The organism is Brevundimonas sp. EAKA, assembly GCF_000698025.1.
Classification (GTDB): Bacteria; Pseudomonadota; Alphaproteobacteria; order Caulobacterales; family Caulobacteraceae; genus Brevundimonas; species Brevundimonas mediterranea_A.
Genome location: NZ_JMQR01000031.1, coordinates 1 through 10,829, shown reverse-complemented (window position 1 = coordinate 10,829; position 10,829 = coordinate 1). Strand labels below are relative to the sequence as shown.

Sequence of the window (10,829 nt, the reverse complement as noted above, 5' to 3'; positions counted from 1 at the left end):
ATTGGATGGGAGCCGGGTCCTGCTTTTTCAGCCTGCGCAGGCTTTGCGGTCCCACGCCTCACTCACGCCCGACGGCGCTTCCACAACGGAGCATCGCTCGCGGCAACAGCTACGCGCGCGACCGTTCATTGGCAAACTGATCGACTGACCAGAGAGCTGCGCTCAGATCCACCACAACTTCCTCGATAGGCTGTGCTGTCGCAAGAAAGAAAGGCTTTACGATTGGCTCGAATGCTGACGCGCGGCAGCAAATTGATCCTCGCGGGACCGGGCTCCTCTAGTTAGAGCTTCAGAGCTCTTTCTATGTCGGACCGCGTCGAATTCACACGCCGGCGCTTTCGACTTGCGCTCGCGAGCTTCGATTCAGTCCATGGAGAGGTTTATGAGCAGTTCCTTTGAGCGGCTAATCGCTGCTCGCCGCTTGTCAAACAGCGAGATCCGGAGAGAGAGGGTAGTCGCAAGCTTCCCGATCCGACGCGCCTGTCTCGGCTCAAGAAGGAGCGACCGGCGATCAAGGATTGTTTTTGCTGGCAATGTCCCGCACAAGGAAAGCACGCTGCGGTTCGTCAAGGCCATTCACATATGCATGCGGCGTGCCAGGGCGTAAGAGATTAGGGTGACCGTACCCTGATCGCGCACCAACCAGGGTTGATGGCTTGCACCGGACCTTCGGGCGGCAAGCTCAACGAGGAAGCTATGATTGCCTCACCCAACATGCCGGGACGCACTCTGCCCGGAGGCTATAAGCTTGCCTATTTCAAGGGCGATCTGTCCGGCGGGCTAGTGGCCGGCGTCATCGCTTTGCCGCTCGCGCTGGCATTCGGTGTGCAATCGGGGCTCGGCGCAGCCGCAGGCTTGTACGGCGCCATCGCGCTCGGAATCCTTGCTGCGGCACTCGGCGGCACCCGTACGCAAGCGTCGGGTCCGACCGGACCCATGACCGTCGTCTCAGCCTCCGTGGTGGCGACGGCTGTCGCGACGACCGGCAGCGTGGAGGCGGGACTGGGGATCGCTCTGCTCGCTTTCCTTTGCGGCGGCGTCCTGCAAATCCTGCTCGGACTTGTTGGCGTCGGCAGGTACGTCAAGTTCTTCCCCTATCCCGTCGTGTCAGGGTTCATGAGCGGTGTCGGGCTGATCATCATCGTGCTCCAAATCTGGCCGTTCCTCGGCTCCGCGTCGCCAAAAGCGCCGCTGGAGGTCTTCACCCACATCGCAGAACCGATCGCCGCCGTGAACTGGAGCGCGGTGATGCTGGGGGCGATCACCGTAGCGGTGTACTATCTGTTCCCGCGTGTGACCAAAGCGGTGCCAAACGTGCTCGCGGCCCTCCTGGTGGGCACGTTGGTCGCTGTTTTCGCGGACCTAGACGTGCCCAATGTGGGTGCAATCCCCAGCGTCATTCCCGGGCTGCAGCTGGGCCAGATGTTCACTGTGTCGCCCGAGCACTATCCGCTCATCATCGGGTTCGGTGTCACCTTGGCACTGCTCGGTTCAATCGACTCCCTGCTGACCTCGGTGATCGCCGATAACATCACCAAGACCAAGCATGACAGCCGGCGCGAACTGATCGGACAAGGCATCGGGAACAGCGTCGCGGCGATCTTCGGCGGCATCCCCGGCGCCGGCGCCACGAAAGGAACGGTGGTCAACATCAATGCGGGCGGAACGACGCGGCTGTCCGGCGTTGTGCATGGCCTGTTCCTGCTGGCCGTGCTCCTCGGGCTCGGCCGGTTCGCCGGCTACATACCTCTAAGCGTTCTTGCCGGGCTTCTGATTCCGGTCGGTCTCGCCATCATAGACTACAAGGGCTTCCGGCATCTCGTCCGGATACCCCGTGCCGACGCCGCCGTGCTGCTCATCGTCATGGGTATGACCGTGTTCGGAAACCTCATTCATGCCGTCGCGATCGGCGTGGTCCTGGCCAGCATTCTATTCATGAAGAAGATGAGCGACCTGACCGAGGCGAACTCCCATGTCGGCGAACTCACCGATCAGCCTTGGGCCGACGAAGAGAAGGCACTCGACGCCCATCCAGGACAAATCTACATCAAGCACATGTACGGACCACTCTTCTTCGGCTCCGCATCGCGATTCCGGGAGATGGCGAGCACGGTCGACGCGAACGCCGCGCTGCTGGTGATCCGCATGGAAGAGGTTCCCTATATCGACCAATCAGGGCTTTACGCACTGGAGCAGGTCGCCTTCGACCTGCTCCAGAAGGGTGCCCAGGTGGCCCTCACAGGCGTTCAGGAACAGCCCCTCGCCATGCTGCGGGACCTGAAGATTGTCCCTGACCTGATCAGCGAGGACATGCTGTTCGCCGACATGGAGTCTGTGAGCGACTGGCTGAAACGGCACGGGCCGCCGGCTCGCGAGGTTGGAGACACCATCGCCCCCGTCAGGGTGACTTGATCAAGGGAGAGAACAATGCAGACCGGATCCGAAATTGCGAAGGTGGAAAAGCAGGGCCTTGTCGAGGAGGTCCTCACCAAGGAGGAGCAAGCCAACCTGACGCCGGACAGGGTGATCGCCCTGCTCACGGAGGGCAACCATCGCTTTGTGAGTGGCGAGATGACCCTTCGCAACCACAACGAACAGGTCCGCCGCGCAGTCGCCGGTCAGTATCCGAAGGCGGTGGTGCTGTCCTGTCTCGATTCTCGGATTCCGGTGGAGGATGTGTTCGACCGCGGCATAGGCGACATGTTCGTGGCGCGAGTGGCAGGCAACATCGTCAACGTGGACATCCTCGGCAGCATGGAGTTCGCCTGCAAGGTCGCGGGCGCCAAGCTCGTGGTCGTCATGGGTCACGAGCTTTGCGGTGCGGTCATGGGGGCCATTGACGGCGTCCAGATGGGCCACATCACCGCGCTTCTGGGTAAGATCCGGCCAGCTACGCTCAGAACGGATGGCTTCGAAGGCACCCGAACCAGCGCAAATACCGACTATGTCCGCTGGGTCGCCGAGCAGAACGTCAGGCTGGGCGTCGAGCGGGTGCGTGCCGAAAGCGCCATCTTGGCCGAGATGGAACAGGCTGGAGAAATCAAGATCGTCGGAGCGATGTACGCGATGGAGACTGGCGAGGTCGAGTTCTTGACTGCCTGAACTGTGGCAGGACGTTGGGGCGGGGTGGTGCACTACAGTCCAGTTGTCCGTCCAGTGCTGACCAGTTACTGTCAGGCCACCAGCATAGGTCCCGCGCAAGAACTCGACGTTCGGGCGGGCGATCAAGCGGATGCGATCCTGAGGAGGAACATAACTGCACCGCTTCGAGCCCGCCGCGGCAGATAATGGGAAAGAACAGTGCAATTCGAGCTCGGCAGTAATAGCCTCCGGTCGATAGTGATGTCGGTCCTCCTTGATCGGGAGTGCTGCCGCCAAGGGGCGATAGCCTCTCCATGAGGAGGACTGCCTTGAGACATCTGAACCTCGCCGACCGTGTGAGGGCCGAGATCAACAAGCTGCGAAGCGCGATCGCGGAGGAACGCCCCAAGAGTCGCACCGAGAGGCTGCAACGGCTTCAGGAACGCAAAGCGCGGCTTACCGATAAGCTCGTGGCGCTCGAAATCAAGCCGATGCCGCCAAGTGGCGATAGGCCCCGGCGCTGCGCCGGGGGCAACCCTTAACAACGCAACGCCAATCGTGACATAGATCATGCAAGCCCTTCCTTCCGACCGCCAGACAAAGGACGAAGACCCTGGCGCTCGACGCTTCCGTGGACGCGGGCCTGCGCAGCCACATGCTGGGGGTCTACACCAAGCTCGGCCTTGGCTTGCTCGCCTCGGCCGCAGCCGCCTGGGCCGTCAGCAGCTTGCCGTCGCTGCGTGGCGTGCTGTTCGTCATGGAGGCTGGTGCGGTGCGCGGCTACACCCCGCTTGGGATGATCGTGGCCTTCGCGCCCTTGCGCTCACCTACACAGATCAGAGTCTCGTCACCCCCGCCGCTTTAGGTGGCCTGAGCCTCGTCGGCTACACCACCAAAAAGGACCTGACTGGTTTCGGGAGTTTCCTGATCATGGGCGTGATCGGCTTGATCATCGCCAGCTTGGTCAATCTATTCCTGCAGTCGTCGGCGGTCGGTTTCGCCGTCAGTGCGCCGGGGGTTCTGATCTTTGCCGGCCTCACCGCCCACGACACACAGCGCCTCAAGCTCGCGTACTACGACCTCGGCGGCGACGAGGCCGCCAGCTCGGTGACGACCAATTACGGCGCGCTCAGCCTGTTTCTTAACTTCATCAACATGTTCCAGTTTCTCCTGGCGCTCTTTGGGCAGCGGCGCTGATGTCGCCGTTCTCCCCCCAGTGCGCGCCTGCTGCCAGGCCGCCTGCCCGGGATCGGTTTCCCGGGCGCTTGACCGCCGCCGTGGAGGATTGCGCTTTAGGCGGTAGCACCACGCGACGGCCGAGGCGCCACCTGCTCCTGATCGCCAACCCACAGTCGAGGCGCGGGCGCGAGGGGCTGGGGGCGGCGAAGGCCGCCCTGAAAGAGGGCGGCTACTCGTTCGAAACCGTGCCCCTGGATCGTGACTGGAAGCTCGGTGAGCAGATCCACACACGCCGGCATCTCGTGGACGCTGTCGCAGTGGCGGGCGGCGACGGCACGTTAAACGCGGTCGCTCAGCCGCTGATCGACACGGGTCTGCCGCTTCTCATCTTGCCGACCGGGTCGGCGAATGACTTGGCCCGCACCCTCGGAATACCCACGGATCTGGCCCGCGCAGTTGATCTGCTGAACTCCGGCCAGATCAGGGAGATCGATGTCGGGATCGCCAACGGCCACGCCTTCTTCAACGTCGCCAGTATCGGCTTGGCGGCGCTGGTGACGCAGTTGGTCCACTCGAAGGTGAAGAAGTTGCTGGGGCCTGCGGCGTACGGCCTAGCCGCGCTGCAAGCCCTCACGAAGGTTCGGCCCTTCACAGCGCACATTCGCGGTGCCGGGTGGAACATCGAAGTGAAGACATTTCAGATTTCCGTTGGCAACGGGCGTTACTATGGCGGCGGGACGCCTGTCGAGGCGAGGGCGCAGATCGACGACGGGCAGCTCGATCTCTACAGCCTGGAAGTCTCGGACCTCCTTCGCCTCCTGTTGATAGCGCCGAAGATCCGCCACGGCCGGCAAGGGCTCGCCGCGCAGGTGCGCGTCGGTGCCTGCACCCGGTTCGAAGTACACACCCGGCGCGTCCATCCCGTAAGTCTGGACGGGGAGATCGTGACCCAGACGCCGGTGATCTTCACGATCCGACCTCGCGCTGTCCGGGTGCTGACACCCCAAGACACACCGCGCGCCTAGGCGAAGACCGGGAGCACGCCGACCACCCCAAGAAAAGAAGGGCTTGCTGCCGGATGAAGCAAGTACCGGATTACGAGCGCGACTGCGACCCAATCAGCACCGGCCAGCGGCTGGCGAGTAGGGCTTTGACGCTGATACTGTGAACCAGCCAAGCGGCGGCAGGCGGCCAAGGTCAGCCTGGAGCCGTCGTTCTCGTGCGGGGGTCTGATCTAAGAACGGCGAGGCCTTTCACACTTGACCTTCGCGCGCCCGGGCAAGACTGTGTCCCGGCACAACTTTCGAACGATCGCCGGCTAGGGGCTCGGTATCAGCTGGAGCGTTTCGCATGAGCAACACGACACGGATCCCCGGCCGCCTTGTCGCTGCCGCACGAGCCCTCGCTGGCGTCAGCCGGGCTGATTTCGCTGGAGCCGCAGGCCTTCTTTCTGAGACCCTTGATGAGATCGAAGAGGCCGGCAGCACCTGTACCCAGTCCGAACAGGACGTGGCGGCCCTCCTGCGTGGCCTCGACTACTACGGCGTTTTGCTGATCGACGAGCGGGATGGCCTGGGTGCCGGGGTCAGGCTAAAGTTCACGCGCCAGGATGTCCGGCAGATCGGCCGCCTTGAAGGCGAGGGCGGCATCGTCGCTTCAGATGACGCGCCCTGATCACAGCGCCGTCGAAGCTGCTTGCAAGGCGCTGGGAGCAACTCGAAACACCAGGCACTTAACGTGTTCAGCGCGAAGTGCCGTCCGGGTGCTGACGCCCCAACATAAGCCGCGTTTCTAAGCGAAGACGCGATAGATTTGCCAAGCCGCGAGGCACAGGACGAGCAGCCCTACGGCGATGGTCATGTGGCGCGGCGGCGATCCCCCCGACCACAAGGCCGGCCACCTCCACGAGATAGGTCTCGAGGTCGAGCGGCAGGGCGCCCCGGAGCAGCGCCACCAGGATTCAGCGGACAGGTCCGCACTCGACTTCGAAGATTCGATTTCCCACCTGTAGATTACGCTGGGTGAGTTCCCGAACGAGAAATGGATTCCGCTGTGAACGGTCAAGTTCGGCCTTCAGCTGCTCCATCAGTTGGCGGCGCACGCTGTTGAGGGGGCTTAGTCGGTGAACATCCAAGGGCTCCTCCGTCGGTGGAGGCGCGCCGACCGACGGGGGCGTTTGGAGGGAGCCGAACTGACGCGCCTTTCGCGGTCGGACGTCACGGCCATCGTCGGACGTAGGGGGGCCCCGCCCCGCCGTTCAGATGGTGTGTCGCAATGATTGCGTCACTGGTTTGATGATCAGATCCGCTCATCGTCGCGATATACCGCGATGATCGTATGTGGGCAGCGGAATTGAAAGGGCTCGGCTAGCTGTCCGGGCTGTTTATGCACACCGCCAACGAGCTGGACTCCTGCGGTCAGAACGACTGGGCGCCTCGAGCTACGCCGGGCATGTTTTTGGCAGGAGTGAACGGGCGACATAGCTATTCGACAAAACTCGGTCGCCCGTTCGCGGGATCGAACCGTAGTCGGAAGAAATCTTGGCGGTGCTCAACCTAATTTGGTGTCAGCTCTTGACTCGATGGCAAAGTTCGGAAGGTCCGCTAACGGCGCGAACAGAACCGATGTATCAGCCCGCGCCAGTCCTTGGCCGCACGGGCAATGCTTAGCGCAACACACGGATCGTCGACCGCAGGAAGATCAGGGCGATATTCCCGACCACGCCCGTGTCGGCCATGCCAAAGTCGGCAGGCTCAAGCAGGCCCTCAGCTGGAGCTGGGATCGATCTGCCGAGCGCAGGGCCACGCCTTGGTCAACGCCTCGTTGGCTCCGGCCGCCATGTGCTTGTCTCTGAGATAAGTCTCTGATTCGGCCCAGCGCAGATAAGCTTGGCGGAGACGCTGACGGTCATATCTCGGGGCGCCGCACACGGCGCGACGGACGATCAACTCATCGAGGATACCCTGAAGATAGGCTCCGCACTCGGGCGCCTCGCGTCTGCATTGCTCCAAAAGGGCGGAGCCCGTTGCGGAAGGCGGAACGTCTTGAGTCACGCCCAAACTCGGCGTGGCAACTAAGCTGGCAATGGCTAAGAAAATGCCGAGTTTCATATCCTTGGGCCTCCTGTGGTCGGACCTGTTGCGAGAACGTTTATCCGAGGCTCGAAGTTCATCCCCTTTGCCCTCTGCTGAAGTAGGCGTGGAACTGTTCAAGGGCGACGGAGCCCTGCGCCAGCCGTTCGTTGTCATCAACCGTTCCGGCGCAAATCCCGGCGATCAGGGCGCCCAGGCCGGCCGTCTCCGGCCGATTGAAGCGGCTGTCAGCGATATCGAGGTCGTGAATGATCTCCCCGATCGCGACCAGCGCGGTGTCGTCGTCTAGTTCCGTCCGCACGACCAGCGTCTCGAAGGTGCAGCGTTCGCCTTCGTGGGTGAACTCGGCATCCGCCATGTCAAACCTGAGTTCGTCCGCGGCAGGCTCGTAGCCTTGGCCGTCGACGAACTTGAAAGTCGCTTCGGGGTCGATGAAGCGCCGGATCAGCCAGGCCGACGCGATACGATCGACATGGATGCCGCGCCGGGTGACCCAGACCCGCTGTCTCAGGTCGGCGGTCACGATCACCGCCTGACACGTCGAACTGACGTCAGGGTGCCGCGTCGAGCGCGTCACCAGGTCCGCGAGCGCCGCTTCGGCAGCTTGCCGGCCGTGGGCGCCGAAATAGTCGATGGCCGCGATTTCGGCCAGACGCGCGCGCAGGCGAACAATCTCGCGGGCGACCTGCCCGTCGTCGATCGTGCGCGCCTCGCGGGCGAGATCCTCGTAATCGGAATCGCGAACCGCATCGAACAGGGCTCGCACGTCCGCGTCTCCCAAGCCACCGACCAGCGCAGCCTCCAAAATGATGGCCTCACCCCCGCCCTCGGCGATCTCGCGCAGCAGGTCGTCGAATAGAGCTGCAGTGTCGTCGCGAAGCGGTAGCGCGTGAACGGCGTTCTTCAGCGGAGTCGCCCCGATCGCCTGCAGCCGCCGCCAGACTTTGACGCGCAGATAGGCGGGCTTGGCGGGCAGTTGGTGGATCAACAGCAGCCACGGGGCGCGGGAGCCGGGGAACGAAGTCATATCCAAGGTGTATCATTCGATGACCGCAAATGATACAGGTGAACGAGCTAGCGAGTTGAGGAGGTGGTATGACCTGGGTCGCCTGCGATTGGTCACCTGAAATTGGGCGTCGGCCTGGTCGGAACGAGGTCCACGGCTTGACTCCAGGCCTAGCGGCATGAGCGCCGGAACGGACATCGATACGACGGTCGATCTCACAGAACCGCGCCCGGAGGCCGCGCCGCCCCACCTGACCCATGCGCAGTTGTTCATTCGGTTTCTAAAATTCGGCTTCTTGGCTTGGGGCGGTCCGGTCGCACAGATCGCCATGGTGCGCCGTGAACTGGTCGACGACGAGCGTTGGATCTCCAGCGAGCGCTTCAACAGGCTGCTGGCAGTGATGCAGGTGCTGCCGGGCCCCGAGGCGCACGAACTCTGCGTCCACCTGGGGATGCGCGCCAAGGGAAGACTCGGGGGCATCCTCGCTGGCCTGGGCTTCATGCTTCCCGGCTTTCTCCTCATGATGGCCCTGTCATGGCTCTATTTCCGTATCGCCCTGATCGACACCGCGCTCGGCGCGGCGTTCCTGGGGGTTCAGGCGGCGGTGATCGCGTTGATCGTCGCCGCCGTCCATCGGATCGGAAAGCATATCCTGCTGGACGGTCGCCTGTGGATGCTCGCCATCATCTGCGGGCTGGCAGCCTTCGCCGGCGCTCCGTTCTGGATCACCCTTCCGGCCTCTGGGGCGATCTACGCGCTATGGGCGCTCGGCCTGCGAGTGTTCGCTGCGCTTGTCGCCGCCGCGGCGACGGCTCTGACGATTCTGGTAACGCTCTGGGCACCCGACGCCGCAGCGCCAGCGGTCCAAACGGCGATCGGTGACCCCGGACAAGCGCCCGTTTGGCTGTTGTTCGTTTCCGGCTTGAAGGCCGGCCTCCTCACTTTCGGCGGCGCCTACACCGCGATCCCGTTCGTCCGCAACGACGCCGTGGGTCAAGGCTGGATGAACGATGGCCAGTTTCTGGATGGCTTGGCGCTGTCGGGCATCCTGCCGGCGCCTCTGATCATCTTCGCAACTTTCGTCGGCTATTTCGGCGGCGGACCGCTCGGCGCCGTAGCCATGACCGTCGGAATATTCCTGCCGGCATTCGCATTTTCGCTGATCTTCTACGACCGTTTGGAATCGGTGCTGGAAGCCAAGCGGCTGCATGCCTTTTTGGCAGGCGTCTCAGCCGGCGTGGTTGGCCTCATCGCCGCCACGACGATCGACTTGGCGATTGTCACAGCCCAGCGCGTTCCGGACCTGATCGTCGGCGTGTCCATCTTCGCGGTCGCCCTGGCGTTGCTCTACACATGGAAGAACAAGCTCAACGTCCTGGTCGTGCTGGCCGCCGCGGGTCTGGCGGGCTGGGTCTTTTTCCCTCCGGCGATTTAATATCGGGCGACTGCAACGACGTAGTCTCCCAGGCATCCAATGATCAGTTTAGAAATGGAGCGTGCGATGAACCGCAGAGATATGGTTCAGATCCTGGCAGTCATGGCGATCTCGCCGACGATAATAGCGACCAAGGGCGCTGCCCAATCCGACACACGGCGGACCATTTCGTCCGCGGCCGGCGTACAGGCGACCGTGGCTCCCGACGGTGTCGTGCGCATCGCCTGGTCGCGAACCGACGTCCCGGTGACAGTGGACGGAGCCCCGCTCGCGCCGGCCGCCGGTTTAGGTTCCTGGGCCGCTTTCAAAGCGCACGGCGAGGACCATGTCATGCTGATGGGCGACACCGTGGTGTTCGAGGACGAGATCACGGCCGCCATGGACGCCGCCTTCGCGGCCGGCTTGGAGGTCACCGGTCTTCACAATCACTTCATCTTCGACGATCCGCCCGTCTATTTCATGCACATCGGCGGCATGGGGCCGGCGCACGACTTGGCCACGGGAGTGAAGGCCGTGTGGGACGCCATTCGAGCCGTTCGTGCGGAGACGCCGACACCGCGACGGCGCTATCCCGGATCCACCCCGACCGTTGGCGGAGAGTTCGATGTCGCTTCATTGCGGCGCTATTTCGAAGTCGATCCCGAGCTGAACGGTGGCGTGGTCAAGTTCACCTTGCCGCGCACGGGTCGCATGCATGGCGTCGAAGTCGGAGGATCGATGGGATTGACGACGTGGGCGGCCTTCTCCGGAAGCACCGCGATGGCGACTGTGGCCGGGGACTTCATCATGACCGCCGAGGAGGTGCAGCCGGTGCTCCGGTCGTTACGGGCCGGAGACATCCATGTCGTGGCTTTGCACAATCACATGATTGGGGAGACCCCCGCGTTCTATTTCGTCCACTATTGGGGCAAGGGACCCGCAGAGGACCTGGCTCGGGGAGTCAACGCGGCGCTGGCCGTGCAGAAGGGCTCGTAGAAGGCATCTCGTCGTCCTCAGGCGACATCAATCTTCACTTGTATCACGCCTTTGATGGGTC

Annotated in this window: 8 protein-coding genes and 1 pseudogene; 7 read left to right on the top strand and 2 right to left on the bottom strand. The window is 63.1% G+C overall.

What is annotated here, in order from left to right; translation table 11 throughout:
- The first annotated feature begins 696 nt into the window (after positions 1-696).
- The 5 genes and pseudogenes from ER13_RS06555 to ER13_RS06530 all read left to right on the top strand — a co-directional run bounded on the left by ER13_RS06555 (position 697) and on the right by ER13_RS06530 (position 5,934).
- The gene (locus ER13_RS06555; RefSeq protein WP_197019739.1) at positions 697-2,412 is read left to right on the top strand and encodes a SulP family inorganic anion transporter; all 1,716 of its coding nucleotides are present in this window, start codon (positions 697-699) and stop codon (positions 2,410-2,412) included.
- Positions 2,413-2,427: 15 nt separating this feature from the next.
- Positions 2,428-3,102 carry a carbonic anhydrase family protein gene (locus ER13_RS06550; RefSeq protein WP_081836154.1) on the top strand — a complete coding sequence of 225 codons (675 nt, stop codon included), beginning with the start codon at positions 2,428-2,430 and terminating at the stop codon, positions 3,100-3,102.
- Positions 3,103-3,694: 592 nt separating this feature from the next.
- Positions 3,695-4,278: pseudogene (locus ER13_RS06540) on the top strand (Bax inhibitor-1/YccA family protein).
- A 68-nt stretch (positions 4,279-4,346) separates the two neighbouring features.
- A complete protein-coding gene (locus ER13_RS06535) occupies positions 4,347-5,285 on the top strand; it encodes a lipid kinase (protein ID WP_052004934.1) in 939 nt (312 codons plus the stop codon).
- A 325-nt stretch (positions 5,286-5,610) separates the two neighbouring features.
- A complete protein-coding gene (locus ER13_RS06530; RefSeq protein WP_035307727.1) occupies positions 5,611-5,934 on the top strand; it encodes a hypothetical protein in 324 nt (107 codons plus the stop codon).
- A 1,091-nt stretch (positions 5,935-7,025) separates the two neighbouring features.
- Here ER13_RS06530 and ER13_RS19295 read toward each other — a convergent pair.
- Entirely contained in the window at positions 7,026-7,370 is a 345-nt protein-coding gene (locus ER13_RS19295) for a Rap1a/Tai family immunity protein (RefSeq protein ID WP_035307725.1), read from the bottom strand.
- 58 nt (positions 7,371-7,428) lie between these two features.
- Entirely contained in the window at positions 7,429-8,379 is a 951-nt protein-coding gene (locus ER13_RS06520; RefSeq protein ID WP_231492494.1) for a chromate resistance protein ChrB domain-containing protein, read from the bottom strand.
- A 157-nt stretch (positions 8,380-8,536) separates the two neighbouring features.
- Between ER13_RS06520 and ER13_RS06515 the strand changes: the two genes are divergently transcribed.
- Both ER13_RS06515 and ER13_RS06510 read left to right on the top strand, forming a co-directional pair.
- Positions 8,537-9,793, top strand: a complete 1,257-nt coding sequence (locus ER13_RS06515) for a chromate transporter (protein WP_155988118.1) — start codon at positions 8,537-8,539, stop codon at positions 9,791-9,793.
- Between the two features lie 66 nt (positions 9,794-9,859).
- Complete coding sequence (locus ER13_RS06510) at positions 9,860-10,768, top strand: LppY/LpqO family protein (protein WP_197019738.1); 909 nt, start codon at positions 9,860-9,862, stop codon at positions 10,766-10,768.
- The last annotated feature ends 61 nt before the right edge of the window (positions 10,769-10,829 follow it).

Bases quoted from the DNA above. Each gene is read 5' to 3' on its own strand.
- ER13_RS06555 (WP_197019739.1), top strand. From the start codon at position 697: ATGATTGCCTCACCCAACATGCCGGGACGCACTCTGCCCGGAGGCTAT.
- ER13_RS06550 (WP_081836154.1), top strand. From the start codon at position 2,428: ATGCAGACCGGATCCGAAATTGCGAAGGTGGAAAAGCAGGGCCTTGTC.
- ER13_RS06530 (WP_035307727.1), top strand. From the start codon at position 5,611: ATGAGCAACACGACACGGATCCCCGGCCGCCTTGTCGCTGCCGCACGA.
- ER13_RS19295 (WP_035307725.1), bottom strand. From the start codon at position 7,370: ATGAAACTCGGCATTTTCTTAGCCATTGCCAGCTTAGTTGCCACGCCG.
- ER13_RS06520 (WP_231492494.1), bottom strand. From the start codon at position 8,379: ATGACTTCGTTCCCCGGCTCCCGCGCCCCGTGGCTGCTGTTGATCCAC.
- ER13_RS06515 (WP_155988118.1), top strand. From the start codon at position 8,537: ATGAGCGCCGGAACGGACATCGATACGACGGTCGATCTCACAGAACCG.
- ER13_RS06510 (WP_197019738.1), top strand. From the start codon at position 9,860: ATGAACCGCAGAGATATGGTTCAGATCCTGGCAGTCATGGCGATCTCG.